Source organism: Saccharothrix isguenensis (assembly GCF_052936305.1).
The window spans coordinates 7,794,184-7,814,965 of record NZ_CP193626.1; the positions used below are offsets into that span (position 1 = coordinate 7,794,184).

At 70.7% G+C, this 20,782-nt stretch carries 22 protein-coding genes; 14 read left to right on the forward strand and 8 right to left on the reverse strand.

The window, feature by feature from the left end:
• Positions 1 to 26: 26 nt before the first annotated feature.
• The gene (locus ACRAKI_RS35335; RefSeq protein ID WP_447004796.1) at positions 27 to 1,019 is read right to left on the reverse strand and encodes a TAXI family TRAP transporter solute-binding subunit; all 993 of its coding nucleotides are present in this window, start codon (positions 1,017 to 1,019) and stop codon (positions 27 to 29) included.
• Entirely contained in the window at positions 1,000 to 2,997 is a 1,998-nt protein-coding gene (locus ACRAKI_RS35340) for a TRAP transporter permease (protein ID WP_447004797.1), read from the reverse strand. Before ACRAKI_RS35340 ends, ACRAKI_RS35335 begins: the two co-directional genes overlap by 20 nt.
• Positions 2,998 to 3,320: 323 nt before the next feature.
• Between ACRAKI_RS35340 and ACRAKI_RS35345 the strand changes: the two genes are divergently transcribed.
• Positions 3,321 to 4,424, forward strand: a complete 1,104-nt coding sequence (locus tag ACRAKI_RS35345; RefSeq protein ID WP_447004798.1) for a glycerophosphodiester phosphodiesterase — start codon at positions 3,321 to 3,323, stop codon at positions 4,422 to 4,424.
• A 109-nt stretch (positions 4,425 to 4,533) separates the two neighbouring features.
• Here the strand turns inward: ACRAKI_RS35345 and ACRAKI_RS35350 are convergent, their stop codons facing one another.
• Positions 4,534 to 5,820, reverse strand: a complete 1,287-nt coding sequence (locus ACRAKI_RS35350) for an adenylosuccinate synthase (protein ID WP_447004799.1) — start codon at positions 5,818 to 5,820, stop codon at positions 4,534 to 4,536.
• 138 nt (positions 5,821 to 5,958) lie between these two features.
• Between ACRAKI_RS35350 and ACRAKI_RS35355 the strand changes: the two genes are divergently transcribed.
• The 3 genes from ACRAKI_RS35355 to ACRAKI_RS35365 all read left to right on the forward strand — a co-directional run bounded on the left by ACRAKI_RS35355 (position 5,959) and on the right by ACRAKI_RS35365 (position 7,608).
• Positions 5,959 to 6,588, forward strand: a complete 630-nt coding sequence (locus ACRAKI_RS35355; protein WP_447004800.1) for a hypothetical protein — start codon at positions 5,959 to 5,961, stop codon at positions 6,586 to 6,588.
• A gap of 108 nt (positions 6,589 to 6,696) precedes the next feature.
• A complete protein-coding gene (locus ACRAKI_RS35360) occupies positions 6,697 to 7,353 on the forward strand; it encodes an HNH endonuclease family protein (RefSeq protein ID WP_447004801.1) in 657 nt (218 codons plus the stop codon).
• Between the two features lie 6 nt (positions 7,354 to 7,359).
• Positions 7,360 to 7,608 (forward strand): hypothetical protein, encoded by a 249-nt coding sequence (locus ACRAKI_RS35365; RefSeq protein WP_447004802.1) that lies wholly within the window; start codon positions 7,360 to 7,362, stop codon positions 7,606 to 7,608.
• A gap of 158 nt (positions 7,609 to 7,766) precedes the next feature.
• Here ACRAKI_RS35365 and ACRAKI_RS35370 read toward each other — a convergent pair whose 3' ends face one another.
• Both ACRAKI_RS35370 and ACRAKI_RS35375 read right to left on the reverse strand, forming a co-directional pair.
• A complete protein-coding gene (locus ACRAKI_RS35370) occupies positions 7,767 to 8,831 on the reverse strand; it encodes an FUSC family protein (protein ID WP_447004803.1) in 1,065 nt (354 codons plus the stop codon).
• 13 nt (positions 8,832 to 8,844) lie between these two features.
• Positions 8,845 to 9,252 carry a DUF3151 domain-containing protein gene (locus tag ACRAKI_RS35375; RefSeq protein WP_447004804.1) on the reverse strand — a complete coding sequence of 136 codons (408 nt, stop codon included), beginning with the start codon at positions 9,250 to 9,252 and terminating at the stop codon, positions 8,845 to 8,847.
• A 286-nt stretch (positions 9,253 to 9,538) separates the two neighbouring features.
• On the opposite strand from ACRAKI_RS35375, the gene ACRAKI_RS35380 reads away from it, so the two are divergent.
• Entirely contained in the window at positions 9,539 to 10,657 is a 1,119-nt protein-coding gene (locus ACRAKI_RS35380) for a hypothetical protein (RefSeq protein ID WP_447004805.1), read from the forward strand.
• A gap of 254 nt (positions 10,658 to 10,911) precedes the next feature.
• Here ACRAKI_RS35380 and fbaA read toward each other — a convergent pair whose 3' ends face one another.
• The gene (gene fbaA / locus ACRAKI_RS35385; RefSeq protein WP_447004806.1) at positions 10,912 to 11,946 is read right to left on the reverse strand and encodes a class II fructose-bisphosphate aldolase; all 1,035 of its coding nucleotides are present in this window, start codon (positions 11,944 to 11,946) and stop codon (positions 10,912 to 10,914) included.
• A gap of 94 nt (positions 11,947 to 12,040) precedes the next feature.
• Here fbaA and ACRAKI_RS35390 point away from each other — a divergent pair, with 94 nt between their 5' ends.
• The 3 genes from ACRAKI_RS35390 to ACRAKI_RS35400 all read left to right on the forward strand — a co-directional run bounded on the left by ACRAKI_RS35390 (position 12,041) and on the right by ACRAKI_RS35400 (position 14,320).
• A complete protein-coding gene (locus tag ACRAKI_RS35390; RefSeq protein ID WP_447004807.1) occupies positions 12,041 to 12,325 on the forward strand; it encodes a DUF427 domain-containing protein in 285 nt (94 codons plus the stop codon).
• Between the two features lie 113 nt (positions 12,326 to 12,438).
• Positions 12,439 to 13,371 carry an aldo/keto reductase gene (locus ACRAKI_RS35395; protein ID WP_447004808.1) on the forward strand — a complete coding sequence of 311 codons (933 nt, stop codon included), beginning with the start codon at positions 12,439 to 12,441 and terminating at the stop codon, positions 13,369 to 13,371.
• Between the two features lie 70 nt (positions 13,372 to 13,441).
• A complete protein-coding gene (locus ACRAKI_RS35400) occupies positions 13,442 to 14,320 on the forward strand; it encodes an SDR family oxidoreductase (protein WP_447004809.1) in 879 nt (292 codons plus the stop codon).
• A gap of 91 nt (positions 14,321 to 14,411) precedes the next feature.
• On the opposite strand, the gene ACRAKI_RS35405 is transcribed toward ACRAKI_RS35400, so the two are convergent.
• The gene (locus ACRAKI_RS35405) at positions 14,412 to 14,723 is read right to left on the reverse strand and encodes a YciI family protein (protein ID WP_447004810.1); all 312 of its coding nucleotides are present in this window, start codon (positions 14,721 to 14,723) and stop codon (positions 14,412 to 14,414) included.
• Positions 14,724 to 14,790: 67 nt separating this feature from the next.
• On the opposite strand from ACRAKI_RS35405, the gene ACRAKI_RS35410 reads away from it, so the two are divergent.
• The 5 genes from ACRAKI_RS35410 to ACRAKI_RS35430 all read left to right on the forward strand — a co-directional run bounded on the left by ACRAKI_RS35410 (position 14,791) and on the right by ACRAKI_RS35430 (position 18,587).
• Positions 14,791 to 15,369, forward strand: a complete 579-nt coding sequence (locus ACRAKI_RS35410) for a SigE family RNA polymerase sigma factor (RefSeq protein WP_447004811.1) — start codon at positions 14,791 to 14,793, stop codon at positions 15,367 to 15,369.
• A 184-nt stretch (positions 15,370 to 15,553) separates the two neighbouring features.
• On the forward strand, positions 15,554 to 16,459 hold the full coding sequence (locus ACRAKI_RS35415) for an ROK family protein (protein WP_447004812.1): 906 nt from the start codon (positions 15,554 to 15,556) through the stop codon (positions 16,457 to 16,459).
• The gene (nagA, locus tag ACRAKI_RS35420) at positions 16,456 to 17,640 is read left to right on the forward strand and encodes an N-acetylglucosamine-6-phosphate deacetylase (RefSeq protein ID WP_447004813.1); all 1,185 of its coding nucleotides are present in this window, start codon (positions 16,456 to 16,458) and stop codon (positions 17,638 to 17,640) included. The genes ACRAKI_RS35415 and nagA overlap by 4 nt, the downstream gene beginning before the upstream one ends.
• A gap of 13 nt (positions 17,641 to 17,653) precedes the next feature.
• Positions 17,654 to 17,839: a hypothetical protein gene (locus ACRAKI_RS35425; RefSeq protein ID WP_447004814.1), complete on the forward strand. Its 186-nt coding sequence runs from the start codon at positions 17,654 to 17,656 to the stop codon at positions 17,837 to 17,839.
• 10 nt (positions 17,840 to 17,849) lie between these two features.
• Positions 17,850 to 18,587: a DedA family protein gene (locus tag ACRAKI_RS35430; protein WP_447004815.1), complete on the forward strand. Its 738-nt coding sequence runs from the start codon at positions 17,850 to 17,852 to the stop codon at positions 18,585 to 18,587.
• Here the strand turns inward: ACRAKI_RS35430 and ACRAKI_RS35435 are convergent.
• Positions 18,584 to 19,963, reverse strand: coding sequence for an FAD-binding oxidoreductase (locus ACRAKI_RS35435; RefSeq protein WP_447004816.1), 1,380 nt, complete (start codon positions 19,961 to 19,963; stop codon positions 18,584 to 18,586). The two genes, ACRAKI_RS35430 and ACRAKI_RS35435, sit on opposite strands and share 4 nt — an antisense overlap.
• A 139-nt stretch (positions 19,964 to 20,102) precedes the next feature.
• On the opposite strand from ACRAKI_RS35435, the gene ACRAKI_RS35440 reads away from it, so the two are divergent.
• On the forward strand, positions 20,103 to 20,777 hold the full coding sequence (locus ACRAKI_RS35440) for a DedA family protein (protein WP_447004817.1): 675 nt from the start codon (positions 20,103 to 20,105) through the stop codon (positions 20,775 to 20,777).
• Positions 20,778 to 20,782 lie beyond the last annotated feature (5 nt).

The following is a 20,782-nucleotide window of genomic DNA, read 5'->3' on the forward strand; positions in this document are numbered from 1 at the left end:
TGCGGGAGCCTAGTTGACCCGGCCGGTCACCCGCCCAGTGCGTCCAGCGAGCCGGGGTGCAGCGGCACCGGGTCGGTCATCCCGGCCTTCTCCCTGGTGATGTCCTTGGCCGCCGGGTGCACCGCCTCCAGGTCCGACTTCTTCTCGTAGATGAGCTTGGTGAGGGCGCACGCGTCGCCCTCCGGGAAGTCCGACCGGACGAGCAGCACGTTCGGCACCGCGACCGTCGGCACGTCGGCCGGCTGCCCGTAGGTGGCGGCCGGGATGACGCCCCGGTCGTACACCTCGTTGATCTCCTTCAACGCGTCCAGGTGCGGCGTGATGTCGATGAACTTGACCTTGTCCTTCAGCGACGTGGTGATGTCGGTGATCTGCGCGGTGGGCAGGCCGCCGGACCACACGAGCCCGTCGATGTTGCCGTCCTTCATCCCGTCCGCGGTCTTGGCCAGGTCGAGCCGCTGCGCCTGGACGTCGGTCTCCGGGTTCAGCCCGGCCGCGGTCAGCAGCCGGTTGGCGATGACCTCGGTGCCCGACTTGGGCGAGCCGGTGGAGATCCGCTTGCCGCGCATGTCAGCCACTGAGTCGATCCCGGAGTCGGTCCGCACGAGCACCTGCGTGTAGTTCGGGTAGAGCCGGGTCAGGGCCTGCACCTGCTGCGGCTTGCCGTCGAACGACCCCTTGCCCGCGACCGCGTCCGCCGCCGTGTCGGCCAGCGAGAACGCCACGTCGTAGTCGCCGGCGACCAGCTGCTGGATGTTCTGCACGGACGCACCGGTCTCCGCGGCGGTGGCCTTGAGCCTGGTGTTGTCGTTGATCAGCTTCGCCAACCCGCCGCCGACGACGTAGTACACGCCGCCGGAGTTGCCGGTCGCGATGGTGATCCGCCCGTCCGCCGCCTCGCAGGCGGCTCCGCCGGTGGTGCCACTGCTCGCGTCGGGCGTCTGCTTGCCACCGCAACCGGCGGCGAGCAGACCGACCGAGAGCACGCCGACGGCGGCCTTAAGCGTCCAGCTGCGCATGCTGTTCCTTTCCCGGTTTGACGATCTTGGGTAGGAGGAGGTGCACCGCCACCGCGGCCAGGAGGAAGCCCAGGCCGACGGCGATGGTGACGGGTTGCAGGTAGAGCAGGGCCACGGCGGCGGGCGCGCACAGCACCCGCTCCGGCCACCGGGCACGACCGAACAGCCACCCGCCGGTGAGCACGGCGAGCGCCGCCACCCCCAGCGCGGAGACCGCGAACACCCACAGGGCGTCGACGAACGACGTGCGCAGCAACAGCCCGGCGCCGTTGTCGGTCAGCACGAAAGCCAGCGGCACGAGGAACGCGGGCAGCGTGTACTTCCACGTCCGCCACATCGTCTTCATCACGTCGCCGCCGGTGATGGCGGCGGCGGCCACGGCGGCGAGCGCGGTCGGCGGCGTCACCTCGGACAGCACCGCGTAGTAGAAGATGAACATGGCCGCTTCCTCGCGCGCCACGCCCAGCTCGATCAGCGCGGGCCCGATGACGACCCACGAGATGATGAACGACGCGGTCACCGGCACGGCCAGCCCGAGCAGGCTCACCGCGAGCGCCGCGAGCACCACCGTGGTGAACAGGACCGCGGTCGGGTTGGACGAGATCGCGCCGGCGATGTCCACCAGCGCCGACGCCAGCTCCTGCCCCAGCCCGGTCTTGGTGATGGTGGACGTGATCACGCCCGCCGCCGCGCACACCGCGATCACCGGCAACGCCGACCGCACGCCCGCCGACAGCGAGTCCGCCATCGCCCGCAGCCACCCCCGCACGTCACCGCGCTTGGCGATCAGCGCGAACAGCGCCGCCACGCCGGTCGCGTAGACGACGGCGGAGAACACCGGGATGTCCAGCGCCAGGAACACGACGATCACCGCGAGCGACAGGAAGTGGTACCCGCCGCGCTTGAGCAGCGCCCACGGGCTCGGCGAGTCGATCTCCACCGGCTTGGCGCCGAACTTCCGCGCGTCGATCTCCACGGCCAGCGCGATGCCCAGGTAGTAGAGCAGGGTCGGCAGGATCGCCCAGATCAACACCTGGAGGTACGAGGTCTCCAGGAACTCGGCGATGATGAACGCCGCCGCGCCCAGCGTCGGCGGCGACAGGATCGCCCCGATGCCGGAGGCGGCGAGCAGCCCGCCCGCGTTCTCCTTGGGGTAGCCCGCCTTCTTCAGCATCGGCCACGTCACCGCGCCCAGCGACACGGTCGTCGCGGTGCCGGAGCCGGACACCGTGCCGAGCAGGAACCCGGCCGTGGCGGCGGTGCGGCCGGGCGCGGTCCGGGACTTGCGGAACGCGGCGAAGCTGATGTCCACGAAGAACGTCCCGGCGCCGGACGCGTTCAGCACCGACCCGTAGATGGTGAACAGCACGATGTACGTGGCGGCGACGTCCAGCGGCGTCCCGTAGAACCCGGTGGCGTCGTTGTAGAAGCCGTTGATGATCTGCCGGAAGTCCACGCCCGCGTGCGAGATCGTCCAGGACGGCGGCAGGAACCCGCCGTAGTACGCGAACGCGATGAACGCGACGCAGACGGTCGGCAGCACCCAGCCTGTGGTCCGCCGGCACGCCTCCAGGATCAGCACCAGCAGCAACGAGCCGGCGACCACGTCGAGCGCGGTCAGCTGTCCCTGCCGGTCGAGGAACGCGTCGAACCCGCCGAACAGCGGGTAGGAGCCCACCACGAGCGCGAGGACCGCCGCCGCCCAGTCCACCACGCCGGGGTCGTCGCCCCCGCCACGCCGGCCGCGCGGTCGGTAGCAGAGGAACACCAGCGGCAGCGTGACCGCCAGGAAGATCACCAGGTAGTACTGGCCGCCCTTGCTGAACGGCCAGAACACCTGCTTGAGGACCAGCAGCGCGATGGCGAGGCCCGCCACCCACACGCCCAGTTCCCACCGGCGGGACAAGGCGCGCGACGGGCGTTCCTCGTCCAGCTCGGCGAGCAGTTCATCGACTTCGACCTGCGGTTTGGTCGCCACGCGCACCCCTTCGTGTCGCGCTTGATCGAGCGCTCCCGAAGCTACTTGTGCCGTGGCTCACAGCCATAGACCGACCGTCTAAAGGGACTGTAAAGACGCTCGGACGACCCGCGTGAGGGGTGAGCCGACGCAGTGACCCCACCCGGTGGAGTGCCCCGCGAGCTCGACCCCGAGGAAGCGGCCATACCCGGCGAGTGACGATCAGGCCGCCGCCCACCACGGGTTCACCGTGACGTGGTCTGCACTTCGCCCTACCGTGACCAGGACGTCGCGGTGCGCGACGAGGCTGCCGCGCGTTCAGGGAATCTCTGAGGAGGTCGTCGATGGTGCGGACGAAGATCGTCGGGGCAGTGCTCGCGGCGCTCGCGGTGGCGGCGGCGGTGGTGGTGCCCTCGGCTTCGGCGAGCGGTGACGCCGAGGTGGCGTCGTCCCGCAAGGGCCCGCTGGTGATCGGCCACCGCGGTGCGTCGGGGTACCGGCCCGAGCACACGCTGGCCGCGTACGAACTGGCGGCGCGGATGGGCGCCGACTACATCGAGCCCGACCTGGTCGTCACCAAGGACGGCAAGCTGGTCGCCCGGCACGAGAACGAGATCGGCGGCACCACGGACGTGGCGGCGCACCCGGAGTTCGCCGCCCGCAAGACGACCAAGGTCATCGACGGCGCGCCGATCACCGGCTGGTTCACCGAGGACTTCACGCTCGCCGAGCTGAAGACCCTGCGGGCCAAGGAGCGCATCCCGGAGGTCCGGCCGCGCAACACGCTGTACGACGGCCGGTTCGAGGTGCCGACCCTGGAGGAGGTCGTCGACCTGTCCCGCCGGCTGTCCCGCGAGCTGGGGCGCGACATCGGCCTCTACCCGGAGACCAAGCACCCGACGTACTTCCAGGAGATCGGGCTGCCGCTGGAGCAGCGCCTGGTCGACGTGCTGACCCGGAAGGGCCTCAACCGGCCCAACGCGAAGGTGTTCGTCCAGTCGTTCGAGGTGGCGAACCTCAAGCAGCTCAAGTCGAAGCTGCGGGTGCCGCTGGTGCAGCTGGTGAACTCGTCGGGCGCGCCGTACGACTTCGTGAAGGCCGGTGACAAGCGCACCTACCGCGACCTGGTCACGGTCGAGGGCCTGCGCGAGATCCGCTCGTACGCGTCCGGCGTCGGCACGGCGAAGGACCTGGTCATCCCGCGCGACTCGGCGGGCTTCCTGCGGGAGCCGACCACGCTGGTGCGCGACGCGCACGCCCAGGGCCTGATCGTGCACGCCTGGACGTTCCGCAACGAGAACGCGTTCCTGCCGGCCGACTTCCGCTCGTCGACCGACCCGGCCGCGTACGGCGACGCGTTCGGCGAGTACGCGAAGTTCTACGCGACCGGGCTGGACGGCGTGTTCGCCGACAACCCCGACACCGCGGTGGAAGCCCGCAACGGCTGACACCGGACGTGGAAGTGCCCCCGGCCGCTTCGGCGTCGGGGGCACTTCGCGTTCACGCGGGCGTTCACGCGGCCGGAGCCGTGATCAGCGGCTTCACGACCTCCGCGGATCAGATGATGTCGTGCCGCACGATGGTCTGCTCGCGGCCCGGTCCGACGCCGATCGCGGACATGCGGGCGCCGGAGATCTGCTCCAGGTGCTCGACGTACGCGCGGGCGTTCGCGGGCAGCTCCTCGTACGAGCGGCAGTGCGTGATGTCCTCGAACCAGCCCGGCAGCTCCTCGTACACCGGCACGGCGTGGTGCACGTCGGTCTGCGTCATCGGCATCTCGTCGACCCGCTCGCCGTCGATCGTGTAGCCGACGCAGACCGGCACCTTCTCCAGCCCGGACAGCACGTCGAGCTTGGTCAGGAAGTAGTCGGTGATGCCGTTGACCCGCGCCGCGTACCGGGCGATCACCGCGTCGAACCAGCCGGTGCGCCGGGACCGCCCGGTCGTCACGCCGAACTCGCCGCCGGCCTTGCGCAGGTACTCGCCCATCTCGTCGTTCAGCTCGGTCGGGAACGGACCCGAGCCCACCCGCGTGGTGTAGGCCTTGAGGATGCCGATCACCGTGGTGATCTTCGTGGGGCCGATGCCGGAACCGGCGCTCGCGCCGCCCGAGGTCGGGTTGGACGACGTCACGAACGGGTAGGTGCCGTGGTCCACGTCGAGCAGCGTGCCCTGAGAGCCCTCCAGCAGCACCGTCTCGCCGCGCTCCAGCGCCTGGTTGAGCAGCAGCCGGGTGTCCGCGATCCGGGAGGTGAACCTGGTGCCGTGCTCCAGCACGCTGTCCACCACCTGCTCGGGGTCGAGCGCCTTGCGGTTGTAGACCTTGACCAGCACCTGGTTCTTGAAGTCCAGCGCCGCTTCGACCTTCTGCCGGAGGATCTTCTCGTCCAGCAGGTCCTGCGCGCGCACGCCGACGCGGGCGATCTTGTCCTGGTAGCAGGGGCCGATGCCGCGACCGGTGGTGCCGATCTTGGCCTTGCCCAGGTACCGCTCGGTGACCTTATCGATCGCCACGTGGTAGGGCATGATCAAATGCGCGTCCGCGGAGATGAGCAGCTTGCTGGTGTCGACGCCCTGGTCCTCCAGGCCCGCCAACTCCTCCAGCAGCACGCCGGGGTCGACCACGACGCCGTTGCCGATGACGCTGGTCACACCAGGGGTGAGGATGCCGGAGGGGATCAGGTGGAGGGCGAACTTCTGCCCGGTGGGCAGCACCACGGTGTGACCCGCGTTGTTGCCGCCCTGGTACCGGACGACCCACTGCACCCGGTCACCGAGCAGGTCCGTTGCCTTGCCCTTGCCCTCATCGCCCCACTGGGCACCGATCAGCACGACGGCCGGCATGTGAAACTCCAAGCGGTTGGGACGGACAGAGAGCCGAATGCCTGCGACGGCCGCGCCGTCAGTGGACGGCTGTTGAGGGTAGACCAGGAGATGATGGTGCGCGGAATCGTGCTGGCCTGCGGAAACGCGCAGTCGCCAATGATCACTGACGGTGACCGTTTCGAGGTCCGCCGGGTGGCGACCCGGCCCGGAAAGGCCGAGGTGGACCCGGTTTTCGCCGAATCGGGTGACAAACGTCTCGTCGTCAACGGTACGGACGCCGACCTCAACGCCGTGGTGCTGCGGTTGCTGAGGACCGAGCGGCTGGCCGACGTGCCGCTCGGCTACGTGCCGACCGACCCGCGTTCGGAGGTGGCCGCGCTGTGGGGCCTGCCGACCGATCCGGGCCGCGCGCTGGACGTCGCCCTGTCCGGTGAAGCCGACCGGGTGCCGCTCGTCCGGGACGACGTCGGCGGCGTGCTCGTCGGCCTCGGCTCGCTCGGCCCGGTGCGCGGGGTCGGCTACGGCGACGACACCGTCGTGCTGCGCGGCCAGGCGAGCCGGCTGGAGGTGACGCCGGACCCCGACGGTGGACCCGGACTGGTCGTGCGGGTGGTCCACAAGCGGCTGTTCGGCCGCAAGACGGTCAGCACGCCGGCGCGCGCGTTCCAGCTCGGCTGCCTGCCCGTGCAGGTGGCCTCGGACGGCATCCCGCACCCGCGGCCGATGGGCAAGTGGACCTGGTACCGCCACACGGAGGACCTGCGGTTGGTCCGTGGGCTCCACTGACTGAGGAATTTCCTCCCCCGCCATTCAGGTGTCACTCGACAGCGTTGTCACGGAAGGAGAATTGACCCAAGGTATTTCCGACAGCTTCCAACTAGGAAGGTCGGAATTATGTCAACGGTCAACTTAGCCGGGCGATTCCGCTCAGTGCGACTTCCGGCTCTTTCCCTGCTCCTGGCTGGTGCGCTGGCCGTCGGCCTGGCCTCCCCGGCCCAGGCGACGCCGCCGAACATCCCGAGCGCGAGCACCGCCATCGCGGAGCTGAACGCGCTCAGGGTGGCATCCGAGGGGTCCATGACGGGCTACTCGCGGGACAAGTTCCCGCACTGGATCACCATCTCGGGCACCTGCAACACCCGGGAGACGGTGCTCAAGCGCGACGGCACGAACGTGGTCACGGACTCCAGCTGCGCCGCCACCTCGGGCCGTTGGTACAGCCCGTTCGACGGCGCGACGTGGACCCAGGCGTCCGATGTGGACATCGACCACGTCGTGCCGCTGGCCGAGGCGTGGCGTTCCGGCGCGTCCTCGTGGACCACGTCCCGGCGCCAGGCGTTCGCCAACGACCTGTCCAACCCGCAGCTGATCGCGGTCACCGACAACGTGAACCAGGCCAAGGGCGACCAGGACCCGGCGCAGTGGAAGCCGCCGCTGAGCAGCTACTGGTGCACGTACGCCAAGATGTGGACGCGTTCCAAGTACCGCTGGGGTTTGACGGTGAACTCCGCGGAGAAGTCTGCACTGCAGAGCATGCTCGGGAGGTGCTGAGGACCGATGACTGACCGCTCGTCCCTCTTCGTGGCCGGACCCGGTGGCGTCATGACCGACGAAGTCGGCGTGGTGACCGGGGACTTGGAGCTGCGCACGTCGCTGGCCGACGGCGAGCTGCGCGCGACGGTGCGCTACGAGGGAGCGGAGGAGTGGTACGCCATCACGGGCGCGTCATGCCGCCTGGCCGACCCCGCCGACCACGACGCGGTGCACGAAGTCCTGCTCGGCGTCCTGCACCGGCCGGAAGGCTGACCCCCGGAACGCCCCGCGAGGTCGCGTCGGTCGTTCGTGACTGATTTTTCGGCGATCACGCCCTTCGATCGCCGAAAAATCAGGCACGAACGACCGACTTCCAGGCGACCGAGCCGCCGCCTGCGAAGCAGCGGCCACAAGCACCGCAGCAGCGGCATTCAATACGGCGGTAGGGATTCCGCTGCCTCCGCCCGGGACAGGCCGGTGGCCTGCAACAGGTCCACCGCCACCGACCGGACCTGGGCCAGCACCACCCTGGTGGAGAAGCCCTCGCCGCCCAGCTGGTTCGTGGTGGCCGAGGCCACCGCGTCCCGGACCGCCGCACGCGCTTCCTTCGGCTCGTCACCGCGCGCCAACTCGGTGCGCAGCACGTCCACCGCCGCCGCGTACTGCCGCAGCACGGCCGGCAGCACGTCCGGCATCCGCTCGCCGTCCCGCAACGCCGCCAGCGCCCGCCGGGCCAGCACCCGGGTGTTGCGCAGCGCGTAGTCCATCGGCACGGCGGCCGTCTCGTACCGACCCAGCTCGTGCCGCCTGCGCCAGCGGATCGGCGCGATGGTGGCGATCTCGCCACCGGTCTTCAACGCCGACGCGAACTCGTCCACCGCCTCCTGGCTGGTGCGCAGCCGCGCCAGCACCCCGGCGGCCTGCACCGCGTCGTGGTCGGTCACCGCCGTCGCCACCCCGCGCAACGCCTCGGTCAGCTCGCCGAACACCACCTTCGCCTGTCGTTGCGCCACGGTCAGCGGGTTCGCCGGCAGCAACGCCGTCACGGCCAGCCCCACCAGGCCGCCGATCAACGCGTCGACCATCCGGTCCAGCCCACCGCCCTCGCTCGGCGGCAGCAGGGTCGCCACCAGCACCGCCGACGAACCGGACTGGAGCGCGATCACCGCGCCACCGTCCAGCAGCACCGCCGCGGACATCGCCAGCGCCACGACCAGCGCGATCTGCCACGGCCCCGAGCCGATCAGGGAGATCAGCACGTCACCGACGCCGACACCCACGGACACGCCGACGACCAGCTCGACGACCCGCCGCAGCCGCTGCCCCAGCGACACGCCGAGGCAGACGACGGCGGCGATCGGCGCGAAGAACGGGTGCGCGTGGCCGACCACCTCGGTGGCGACCAGCCACGACAGACCGGCGGCGAGCGCGGCCTGGCCGATCGGCAAGGCCGTGCTCTGCCACCGCTTCAGCCTGCGCGCGACCTCGTCGCGCACGGCTCCCACCTGGTCAGCCCAGGCCGAGGGCGGCGGGTGCCGAGGGGTCGCTGTCGCCGAGGAACTTCTTGCAGCGCTCGTACTCCTCGGACTCGCCGATCTCGTCCGCGGCCCGCGCCAGGGCCGCGAGCGCGCGGAGGAAGCCCTGGTTGGGGCGGTGGGACCACGGCACGGGGCCGTGGCCCTTCCAGCCTGAGCGGCGCAGCTGGTCGAGGCCGCGGTGGTAGCCGGTGCGCGCGTACGCGTAGCCGGCGACCGGGTCGCCGGTCTGCAGCGCCCGCTCCGCGAGCAGCGCCCAGGCCTCGCTGAAGTCGGGGTAGGCGCGCACGATCTTGGCCGGGTCGGTGCCCGCCTCGGCGGCGGCCTGCGCCTCCGGGCGGTCTGGCAGCATCGTGGGATCGGGACCGAGCAGGTTGTCCATGTGGTCAGCTTAGGAAGACCCGGGCCACGGCAGCGACCAGTCCCAGCACCAGCGCGGTCACGATGACACCGGCGACGACCTTCTTGCCCATGAAAGTGCTCCTCGGTCTCAGCGAACTCTCAGGGCGGCACCTTGCCGCGCACGGCCGTTCAGGGCAACGAAGCTCACCCGTTCGCATGAACAATGAGGGAATCGCCTGGTCAGCACCATCCCCTAGGGGTCACTCCGGGAAAGACCAGGGCGGGTCACCCTTCCAGGGGGTCGGGTCGGGCCGCATCATGGGCGGGTGAACACGGGGGTAACCAATCGCGTCGCGCGATTCCGCGACCAGTACTGGGAGCGGGGCGAGCCGGGACGCGAGACGCCGCCGGCTCTGGTCGCCGCGCTCTACCAGCTCTGGCTGGTCGGCCTGCTGCTGAAGTTGATCGGCTCGACGTGGGACGTCGCCTGGCACTTCAAGTGGCTGCGCGACGAGCTGGCGCCGCCCCACCTGCTCAACACCCTGGGCACGGTGGTCGTGGTCGGGTTGACCCTGTTCCACACCTACACCGGCTACGGCGCGGACAAGACCGCGCTGAGGTTGATGCAGTGGGGCACCGGCGTCTTCCTGGTCGCGCTGCCCATCGACCTGATCAACCACCGGATCAACGGCCTCGACATCACGTCGTGGAGCGGGTCGCACGCCCTGCTGTACCTGGGGACCGCGATCATGCTGGCCGGCGCGATCCGGGGGTGGATCAAGCTGTACCCGCCCGGCCGGTGGCGGCTGTTCGGCCTGGCCGCGCTGTGGTTCTTCTTCCTGGAGAACGTCTGGTTCCCGAACCAGCACCAGGAGTACGGGGTGCTGGAGATCGCCTCCTGGGACCGCGGTGAGCCGTACGCCGAGCCGATCCTGCTCCAGTTCGCCGCCGACCAGATCGGCCGGCCGGTGGACCGCGAGTCGATCGTCCAGTTCTCGCTGCCCATCCCGGACTGGGTCTACCCGGTCTGGGGCCTGATCGCGGCAGCGCTCGTGCTGGTGATCGCACGGCGCACGCTCGGCGCGAAGTGGGCCGCGACGGCGGTGGCCGGCGGTTACGTCGCCTACCGCTGCCTGGCCTGGCCGCTGCTCGCGGGCGCCGACTTCCCGCTGTCCGCCGTGCCGCTGTTCCTGGTGCTCGTCGGCCTCGCCGTGGACGCCGCCCACCTGGGCCGCGTGCCCGGCCCGGTGGCCGCGATACTCGGCTCCGCCGCCGTCACCGGGCTCGGCTACGGCGGGATCTGGGTCCAGCAGTCGTTGGACGCCGCCCCGCCGATCCTCTACCCGTCGGCCGCCGTGACGTTCGTCGTCCTGGCCGTGCTGTGGGTGGTGGCCGACCGGGTCAGGGTGGGGCAGACCGCCGCACCACCACTGGTGACCGCCTGATTCCTCCGCCGTCGACTTCCCCCGAGGACCGATCACACCGGATCGACCCATGGGGAGTCGCGTGCGGACACTTCCGCGCACACGACGGCGGCCTCGCCGCCGACCTCGTCGCGGCGGGCGCGCCGCAGCCGCGCCGACCGACGCGACGTTCCCCGGCAGGCACGCGCACGGCTACGGGCCCATGCACCGCGAGTGAGCACGTGGAACGGCCCCCTCCGAATCCCGGAGGGGGCCGTTCCGCGTCTCGCGGGACGTCAGCCGGCGATCATGCGGCCGGACGACTTCAGGTGCTCGCACGCCTGGGCGATGCGGGCGGCCATGCCCTGCTCGGCGGCCTTCAGGTAGGACCGCGGGTCGTAGGCCTTCTTGTTGCCCACCTCGCCGTCGATCTTCAGCACGCCGTCGTAGTTCGAGAACATGTGACTCACGATCGGACGGGTGAACGCGTACTGCGTGTCCGTGTCGATGTTCATCTTGATCACGCCGTAGGTCAGCGCCTCGTGGATCTCCTCCAGCAGCGAGCCGGAGCCGCCGTGGAAGACCAGGTCGAACGGCTTTGAGCCGGCCGGCAGGCCCAGCTTCTCGGCCACCACGTCCTGACCCTGCTTCAGGATCTCCGGGCGCAGCTTCACGTTGCCCGGCTTGTACACGCCGTGCACGTTGCCGAACGTCGCCGCGACCAGGTAGCGACCCTTCTCACCGGCACCGAGGGCTTCCACCGTCTTCAGGTAGTCCTCGGGCGAGGTGTACAGCTTCTCGTTGATCTCGTGCGCGACGCCGTCCTCTTCGCCGCCGACCACGCCGACCTCGATCTCCAGGATGATCCTGGCCTTGGCCGTGAGGTCGAGCAGCTCCGACGCGATCTTCAGGTTCTCGTCCAGCGGCACGGCCGAGCCGTCCCACATGTGCGACTGGAACAGCGGGTTGAGCCCGCGGTCCACCCGCTCCTGGCTGATCGCGACGAGCGGGCGCACGTAGCCGTCGAGCTTGTCCTTCGGGCAGTGGTCGGTGTGCAGCGCGATGTTCACCGGGTACTTCTCGGCGACCACGTGCGCGAACTCCGCCAGCGCAACCGCGCCGGTCACCATGTCCTTGACCTTGGTGCCCGAGGCGAACTCGGCACCACCGGTCGAGACCTGGATGATCCCGTCGCTCTCGGCTTCTGCGAAACCACGCAGGGCCGCATTGAGGGTCTCGGACGAGGTGACGTTGATCGCGGGGTAGGCGAACTCGTTCGCCTTCGCGCGGTCGAGCATCTCGGCGTAGACCTCGGGGGTTGCGATGGGCATCGGTGGGTCCTCCTCGGGTGCCCGGAACGCGGTGTCGGCAGCATCCTACGGGCACCGCCCGGCGGGAGAAGTCGATCAACGGCATAGTGGTCCCATGGCGATCGCACGATGGAACGGCGAGATCATCGCCGAGAGCGAGAAGACCGTGGTGGTGGAGGGGAATCACTACTTCCCCCCGGAGTCGGTGCACGCCCACTACCTCAGGCCGTCGGACACGATCTCGATCTGTCCCTGGAAGGGCACCGCCGGCTACTACACGCTGCACGTGAAGGGCGAGGACAACCCCGACGCCGCGTGGTTCTACCAGGAGCCGAGCCCGGAAGCGGCGAACATCAGGGGCCACGTCGCGTTCTGGAAGGGCGTCGAGGTCTCCGAGTAGGAGGCCGTCCGACCTGTGACCGACTTCACCCTGTTCAACCGGTGTCCCGACACCGGCATTCAGTCCTGGCTGCTCCATTCGCGCGGTCGCGCCGCCCGACCTGGCTTCGCGACATGACGAAACTCGGAACCAGCGACCTCGACGTGTCGCGCCTGTGCCTGGGTGGCAACGTCTTCGGCTGGACCGCCGACGAGGAGACCTCGTTCGCCGTGCTGGACGGGTACGCGCGGGCCGGCGGCAACTTCGTGGACACCGCCGACTCGTACTCGGCGTGGGCCGAGGGCCACGTCGGCGGCGAGTCGGAGACGATCATCGGCAAGTGGCTCCGCAGCCGCGGCAACCGCGACGGGATCGTCGTGGCCACCAAGGTCGGCATGCTCCGGGGCGCGGACGACCTCGAGGCGGCCACGATCGAGCGGGCCGCCGAGGACTCCCTGCGCCGCCTGGGCGTGGACCACATCGACCTGTACTACGCGCACCGGGACGACCCGGACACGCCGCAGGAGGAGACGCTGGCGGCGTTCGACCGTCTGGTGCGCGCGGGCAAGGTCCGGCACGTCGCCGCGTCCAACCACACCGCCGAGCGCCTCACGTCCGCACTCGCCGTGGCCGAGCGCGAGGGCTTCGCCAAGTTCGTCGCGCTCCAGCAGGCCTACAACCTGGTCGACCGCTCCTACGAGGGCGAGCTGTCGCGGGCGGTCGCCGACAACGGCCTCTCGTCGGCGCCGTACTGGGGCCTGGCGAAGGGCTTCCTGACCGGCAAGTACCGGCCGGGCGTCGCGGTCGAGAGCGCGCGGGCCGCGGGCGCCTCGAAGTACCTGGACGACCGCGGGCTGCGGATCCTCGACGCGGTGGACGAGGTGGCCGGCAACCACGGCACCACCCCGGCGGCGGTCGCGCTGGCGTGGCTGGCCGAGCAGCCCACCGTGGCCGCGCCCCTCGCGTCGGCCCGCACGGCGGACCAGTTGGCCGACCTGGTCCCGGTCCTCGACCTGGAGCTGGAGGCGGACGAGCTCGCGGCGCTGAACGCCGCCAGCCGAGTTTAACTCTCCAGTAGCTTACTCGCGGTAAGTTGCGTTACGGTGGCCTCCCGGCACAGCGGCTGAGGAGGTCACCGTGGACGTTGCGGGCAAGGTTGTCCTGATCACCGGCGCGGCGAGGGGCATCGGCGCGGAGGTGGCGCGGCGTCTGGCCGCGAAGGGCGCGAAGCTCGCGCTGGTCGGCCTGGAGGGCGATCGGCTGCGCGAGGTGGCCGAGGAGTGCGGCGGCAGGGCTTGGGAGGCCGACGTCACCGACTGGGCGGCGCTGGAGACCGCGGTCGACGGGGTGGTCGACCACTACGGGGGCATCGACGTCGTCGTGGCCAACGCGGGCATCGCCGCGACGGGTTTCGTCCGCTCGATGGACCCGGCCGCGTTCGAGCGGGTCATCGAGGTCAACCTGCTCGGCGTCTGGCGGACGGTCCGGACCTGCCTGCCGCACCTGATCGCGAGCCGGGGCTACTGCCTGGTGGTGTCGTCGCTGGCGGCGATCGTGCACATCCCCGGCAACGCGGCCTACTCCGCCGCGAAGGCGGGCTGCGAGGCGTTCGCGGACAGCCTGCGCGCCGAGGTGCGGCACCTGGGCGTGGACGTCGGCGTCGCGTACTTCTCGTGGATCTCCACCGACATGGTCGACAGTGCCGACAAGCACCCCGTCTTCGGCCCGCTGCGCAGTGCGATGCCGGGTCTGGCGGGTCGGAAGTACCCGGTCGCCGACGTCGGCAAGGCGGTGGTCCGGGGCATCACGCGGCGCTCCAAGGCGGTGCACGTGCCGGGCTGGGTCGGCGGGCTGAAAATCTTCCGGGCGTTCACGCCGGCGGTGGTCGACCGGCAGGCGGCCGGGTCGGTGCCCGCCGCCGACCGGGAGATGGCGGCGAACGACCTGTCCGGCCTCGTCGGACCGGGCGGCACCGCCGCCGCCGCTTCCCGGAAGGACCCGGACCCGACCGCCTAGACCCGTGCCGCCTCAGGTCCGTGCGCCCCTGGATCGGTGCGCGTCAGGATCGGTGCGGGTCAGGATCGGTGCGGGTCAGGATCGGTGCGGGTCAGGATCGGTGCGGGTCAGGATCGGTGCGCGCTTGGAGCCAGGCGCCCATCACCGTCTGCCACTCGTGCACGCGCGTCTCGGCGATCACGCCGGCGGACGTGTACGGGTCGGCGGCGATGATCTCCCGCAACTCGTCCTCGTCCGCGGCCTCGTAGACCAGCAGGGCGCCGGTCTGGTCCGCGTAAGGGCCCGAGACGAGCAGCGCACCGCGTTCCACCAGCGTCGCCAGGTACTCCCGGTGCGCCGGCCGGACCTCCAGCCGCGCGCCCTCGTCGTGCCCGTAGACCAACTCGACCGCGAACCGGGCCATCGGAACCTCGTCTCCGTTTGTGCAGCGCCGCGCCGAAGCTACCGGGCGAGGAGGTAACGTCACTGCCGTGGTCGGTCCTGATGGGAACAGCGGTGGCATCGCGCGTGTGCAGGACACGCTCACGAACCTGCGCATCCAGGACGGCGCGGCTCCGGCCCCGACCGGTCCGCTGACCCTGGAGGACCTCTACCGCCAGCACCGCATGCGGCTGGTCAGGCTGGCGCTGCTGCTGGTCGACGAGCCGGCGACGGCGGAGGACGTCGTGCAGGAGGCGTTCACCGGCCTGCACCGGAACTGGTCCAACCTGCGGGACGCGCAGGCGGCCGTCGGGTACCTGCGGACGGCCGTGGTCAACGGGTCGCGCAGCGTGCTCCGCCGCCGCAAGACCGCCCGCGACTACACCCCGCCGCACGTGGCCAACGCCAGGTCCGCGGAGAGCCTCGCCATGCTGACGGCCGAGCACCAGGCGGTGGTGGCGGCGCTGTCCCAGCTGCCCCCGCGGCAGCGCGAAGTGCTCGTGCTCCGGTACTACGGCGACCTGTCGGAGGCGGAGATCGCCGAGGCCACCGGCATCAGCAAGGGCACCGTGAAGAGCACCGCCAGCCGTGCCCTGGACGCCCTGCAGAAGATCATGGCCGGTCACTGACCCGGTAACGCCCGACCGGCATTCCCGCTTCCCCGACGTCCCCCGCCTGGAGCCGGGGCGTTCCTCCGGCGTCCCCGGCGCGCTCCCGCCACAGGCCCTTCTCGCCCTGCTCAACCGCATTGGACTAGCCCAATCCGCTACTTGGTATAGACCAATGGCGTCGCATGCCGCACTATCGGTCCTCGTGGCGCGCACAAGACACGTGATAGCCGTCGACGTAGGCGGAACCGAGACGAAAGCCGCTCTGGTCACCGGCACCCCCGGCGGGGTGCTGCCGGTGAAGCAGCAGCGCCGTCCCACCCGGCCCGGCGGCGACGCCGTGGTCGAGGACGTGACCGCGTTGGTCGACGAACTGCGCGCCGCCTGCGAGCACCCGGTCGACGCGATCGGCGTGGTGGTGCCCGGCATCGTGGACGAGGCCACCGGCACCGGCGTCTACTCGGCGAACCTGGGCTGGCAGGACTACCCGTTCAGGTCAAGACTGGAGGCGAGCACGGCCCTGCCGACCGCCTTCGGCCACGACGTCCGCGCCGGTGGCCTGGCCGAACTCCGCCAAGGCGCCGCACGCGGCCTGGGCAACGCGGTGATCATGCCGATCGGCACCGGCATCGCCGCCGCCCTCGTCGTGGACGGCCGGATCACCTCCGCGCCGGGCGAGATCGGGCACGTGGACGTCGGTCACGGCGACCTGTGCGGCTGCGGCCAGACGGGGTGCGTGGAGGCGAGGGCGAGCAGCGCGGCCATCGCCCGCCGCTACACCCAACGCACCAACCGGCCCGTCAAGGGCGCCGCGGACGTCGCGAGGCTGCTCAATTCGGGCGACACGGACGCGGCGGCGGTGTGGGCCGAGGCCGTGGACGCGCTCGCCAGGGGCATCCTGCTGCTAGCCGCGTTGTTGGGACCGGAAGTCGTGGTGCTGGGCGGTGGCCTGGCACTGGCGGGCCCGTTGCTGACGGACCCGCTGGGCGGACGACTGGACGAGCTGACCACGTTCCAGCGACGCCCGGAACTGCGGTCGGCGGCGTTGGGCGACGAGGCCGGGTGCCTCGGAGCCGCGCTGCTGGCCATCGACATGCTGGAGGACAGATGAGCACGTGGGGTGGACCCGTGGACGTGACCCTGACCGGTGGTCGGGTCGTCACGCCCGACGGGGTGCTCGACCAGGGGTGGGTCGCGGTGCGGGACGGCCTGATCGCGGCCGTCGGCGACGGGGTGGCGCCGGAGGGCCCGACCCGCGACGTGAACGGGGGGTGGCTGGTGCCGGGGTTCGTGGACATCCACTGCCACGGTGGCGGCGGTGAGGCGTTCACCAGCGCCGACCCGGGCCGGGTGCTCAAAGCGGCGAACGCGCACCGCAGGCACGGCACCACCACGCTGATCGCGAGCCTGGTGTCCAGACCGATCCCGGAACTGGCCGACCAGGTCAAGGCGCTGACCGAGCTCGTGCGGGACGGCGTGGTGGCCGGCATCCACCTGGAGGGCCCGTTCCTGTCCGCCGCTCGCTGCGGCGCGCACGACCCGGCCATCCTGTGCCCGCCGGACCGGGCGTCGATCGACAAGCTGCTCGACGCGGGCGACGACACCGTCCGGATGATCACCGTCGCGCCCGAGCTCGAGCACGGCGTGGACGCGGTGCGCCACTTGGTGGAAAGCGGTGTCCTGGCCGCGATCGGGCACACGGACGCCACCGAGGCGCAGATCCGCCCGGCGGTCGAGGCGGGCGCCACCGTCGCCACCCACCTGTTCAACGGCATGCGCCCGCTGCACCACCGCGAGCCGGGCCCGATCGGCGCGCTGCTGGACGACGAGCGCGTCACCGTCGAGCTGATCTGCGACCTGGTGCACCTGCACCCGACCGCCGTCCGCCTGGCCGCGCGGCACGCGGGCGTGCGGCGGACCGTCCTGGTCACCGACGCGATCGCGGCGGCGGGCGTGGGCGACGGCGTGTACGACGTGGGCGGCCTCGAAGTGCGGGTGGTGGACGGCGTGCCGACGCTCGCCGGCGGCGCGTCCCTCGCGGGCAGCACGCTGACCATGGACGCCGCGTTCCGCAACGCGGTCCAGTCGTGCGGGCTCACCATCGAGGAAGCCGTGCACGCCACGTCCACCCGGCCGGCGCGACTGCTGGACCTCCAGGACACGACCGGTGAGCTGCGGGCGGGCCTGGCGGCCGACATCGTCGTGCTGGACAGCGAGCTGAGGCCGCGCGAAGTCATGGCGCGCGGCGCGTGGGTAGCCTCCGGTGGAGCAGGGACTCCGGCGAAGGACTGAAGGACTGGCCCCCGTGCCCGATGACCACGAGAAGCTGGTGGCCGACGCCCTCCGCGCGCAGGCCACCAGCTCCGGCGCGCACCCGCACCAACCCGTGCGGGTGGCGCGCCCGTCGCTCGGCGTCGGGTGGGTGCTGTTGCTCGCGGTGTTGTTGGGGCTGGCGGCCGGCACCGTCGTGGCTGTGATCACGCTCAGTTGATGCCTGTACCGTGGTCGCCGTGACGGCCACGCCCACTTCCACGATCGCCCTCGGCCCGGACTGGCTTGACCCGCAGATCCTGCTCCAAGGACTCGGGCCCTACATGCTGGTCGGCCTGTGCTTCATCGTCTTCGCGGAATGCGGCCTGCTCGTGGGCTTCTTCCTGCCCGGCGACTCGCTGCTGTTCACCGCCGGGCTGTTCGTCGCCTCCGGGCTGCTGGACTACCCGCTGTGGCTGGTGTGCTTGCTGCTCACGGTCTGCGCGCTGGTGGGCAACGTCGTCGGCTACTGGATCGGCTACCGGGCCGGACCGGCGCTGTTCAGCAAGCCCGAGTCGAAGATCTTCAAGAAGGAGTACGTCGACAAGACGCACGAGTTCTTCGAGAAGTACGGCGCCCGGGCGATCGTGATGGCCCGGTTCGTGCCCATCGTGCGGACGTTCATCACCGCCATGGCGGGCGTGGGCCGGATGGACCCGCGCAAGTACTTCACGTACTCGCTCATCGGCGGCATCGTGTGGGCCGCGGGCCTCACGGTCCTGGGCTACTTCCTCGGCCAGATCCAGTTCGTCCGCGACAACCTCGAGATGATCCTGATCCTGATCGTGCTGCTCTCGGTGGTGCCGATCATCATCGAGGTGATCAAGGCCCGCCGGGAGAAGAAGGCGCTGCTCACCCAGGAGGCGGACGACATCACCCAGGTCATCGCCGCGGTGGACGAGACCCAGCGGATCAAGCGGATCGACTAGCGGTCCTGCTCGAACATCGAGCCGGGGTTGAACAGGTTCTCCGGGTCCAGCGCGCGCTTGATCCCGCGGTGGACCCGGAGGCCGACCGGTCCGATCTCGCGGGCCAGCCACTCCCGCTTGATCTTGCCCACGCCGTGCTCGCCGGTGATCGTGCCGCCGAGCGCCAGCCCGACGCCCAGGATCTCGTCGAACGCCCGCTGCGCCCTGGCGAACTCGTCCGCCGACGACGGGTCGTAGACGATCGTCGGGTGCATGTTGCCGTCACCGGCGTGCCCGACCACGGCGATCCGCAGACCGACCGACTCGCTGATCCGCTCGCACCCGGCGATCAGGTCGGCGATGCGGGTCCGCGGCACGCACACGTCGTCGGTGAGCCACGCCCCGTAGACCTCCAGCGCGGTCAGCACGGCCCGCCGCGCGGTCAGCAGGTCACGGCCCTCGCCCAGGTCCTCGGTCGCGTAGACGAGGTCCGCGCCCGCCGCCACGCACGCCTGCTCGATCGCGGCCAGCTCGCGGCGACCCGCCTCACCGCCCGAGTCGGACTGGCAGAGCAGCAGCGCCGCGTCCGCGTTCAGGTCGGTCCTGAGGTACTGCTCCACGGCCCGGATGGACGTCCGGTCCATGATCTCCATCAACGACGGCACGACGCCCTCGGTCACCACCCGGCTCACCGCCACGCCGGCGGCGGCCGTGCTGCCGAACGCGGCCACCAACGTCGCGGGAGCCTGCGGCAACGGCCGTAGCGCCAGGGTCGCGCGGGTGATCACGCCGAGCGTGCCCTCGCTGCCGACGAACAGCTTGGTCAGGTCGTACCCGGCCACTCCCTTGACGGTCCGCCGGCCGGTGCGCAGCAGCTCGCCGTCCGCCAGCACCACGTCCAGCCCGAGCACGGAGTCCGTGGTCACGCCGTACTTCACGCAGCACAGCCCACCGGCGTTGGTGGAGAGGTTCCCGCCGATCGTGCACCAGTCGTAGCTGGACGGGTCCGGCGGGTAGAACAGCCCGTGCTTCTCCACCGCGTCGCGCAGGTCGAGGTTCACCACCCCCGGCTCGACCACGGCCAGCCGGTTGTCCGGGTCGATCTCCAGGATGGCGTTCATCTTGGTCGTGACGAGGACCACACAACCCTCGACGGCGTTCGCCGCACCCGACAGGCCGCTGCCCGCACCGCGCGGCACGATCGGCGTCCTGGCCGCCGCACACGCCCGCACCACCGCCTGCACCTGCTCGGCGGACGTCGGCAGCACGACGGCCAGCGGCTGCCCGTGGGGCGCCAACGGCATCATGTCCCGCTGGTAGCTCGCGGTCACGTCGGCATCGGTCAGCACCGCGTCGACGCCGACGGCGGAGCGGAGTTCGGCGAGCAGGGACTCCATCCCCCCACGCTAACCCCGCGAACGACGATCGCTCCAGCACGTGTTCGGGCACGCACGGTCCGCGACGACGCCGAGGCTTCCGCAAGGCGTTATCCCCATGTCGCCCAGGCGACACCGCGGTCCCACGTAGGCTGCCCTTGTGGTGTTGTCCGCATCGACCGAAGCAGCAGCGTTCATCGACCTGGATTCCGCAGGTCCGCTGGCCGTGTGGCTGATCACGCTGAGCTTCATCTTCTTCGAGTGCGCGTTCATCTTCGGGCTGTTCCTGCCGGGTGACTCGCTGCTGTTCGCCGCCGGTGTGGTGCTCGCATCGCACGACGGCGAACTGTCGGCTTGGCTGCTGTCGTTGGCCGCGCTCATCGTGGCCGTCGTCGGCAACCAGATCGGCTACTACATCGGCCGGCACACCGGGACGCGACTGCTCGCCCGTCGCGGCGGCAAGGTGCTCAACAAGGAGAACCTGGCCAAGGCCCAGGACTTCCTCGACCGACGCGGCTTCTGGGCCATCGTGCTGGCCCGCTGGATCCCGTGGGTGCGCACGTTGGCCCCGATGATCGCCGGCGCGGCCCGGATGGACCCGAAGCGGTTCATGTTCGCCACGACCATCGGTGCGATCGCCTGGGTGCCGACGCTGGTCCTGGCCGGCTACTACGGCGCCGGTCTGCTGACTTCCGTGCCGTGGCTGGAGACGGCGGCGGTGGTCCTCAGCATCGCCTTCTTCGTCGGCGGCACCGGCTACGGCTTCTACCGCTACCGGCAGGAGATGAAGAAGCCGGTGGACGAGGACGCCGTCGTCGTCGTCCCGCAGAACTGACGGGC

Bases quoted from the DNA above. Each gene is read 5' to 3' on its own strand.
- ACRAKI_RS35355 (WP_447004800.1), top strand. From the start codon at position 5,959: ATGATCACTGACGGTGACCGTTTCGAGGTCCGCCGGGTGGCGACCCGG.
- ACRAKI_RS35365 (WP_447004802.1), top strand. From the start codon at position 7,360: ATGACTGACCGCTCGTCCCTCTTCGTGGCCGGACCCGGTGGCGTCATG.
- ACRAKI_RS35405 (WP_447004810.1), bottom strand. From the start codon at position 14,723: ATGGCCCGGTTCGCGGTCGAGTTGGTCTACGGGCACGACGAGGGCGCG.
- ACRAKI_RS35345 (WP_447004798.1), top strand. From the start codon at position 3,321: ATGGTGCGGACGAAGATCGTCGGGGCAGTGCTCGCGGCGCTCGCGGTG.
- ACRAKI_RS35395 (WP_447004808.1), top strand. From the start codon at position 12,439: ATGACGAAACTCGGAACCAGCGACCTCGACGTGTCGCGCCTGTGCCTG.
- nagA (WP_447004813.1), top strand. From the start codon at position 16,456: ATGAGCACGTGGGGTGGACCCGTGGACGTGACCCTGACCGGTGGTCGG.
- ACRAKI_RS35375 (WP_447004804.1), bottom strand. From the start codon at position 9,252: ATGGACAACCTGCTCGGTCCCGATCCCACGATGCTGCCAGACCGCCCG.
- ACRAKI_RS35360 (WP_447004801.1), top strand. From the start codon at position 6,697: ATGTCAACGGTCAACTTAGCCGGGCGATTCCGCTCAGTGCGACTTCCG.
- ACRAKI_RS35350 (WP_447004799.1), bottom strand. From the start codon at position 5,820: ATGCCGGCCGTCGTGCTGATCGGTGCCCAGTGGGGCGATGAGGGCAAG.
- ACRAKI_RS35435 (WP_447004816.1), bottom strand. From the start codon at position 19,963: ATGGAGTCCCTGCTCGCCGAACTCCGCTCCGCCGTCGGCGTCGACGCG.
- fbaA (WP_447004806.1), bottom strand. From the start codon at position 11,946: ATGCCCATCGCAACCCCCGAGGTCTACGCCGAGATGCTCGACCGCGCG.
- ACRAKI_RS35335 (WP_447004796.1), bottom strand. From the start codon at position 1,019: ATGCGCAGCTGGACGCTTAAGGCCGCCGTCGGCGTGCTCTCGGTCGGT.
- ACRAKI_RS35390 (WP_447004807.1), top strand. From the start codon at position 12,041: ATGGCGATCGCACGATGGAACGGCGAGATCATCGCCGAGAGCGAGAAG.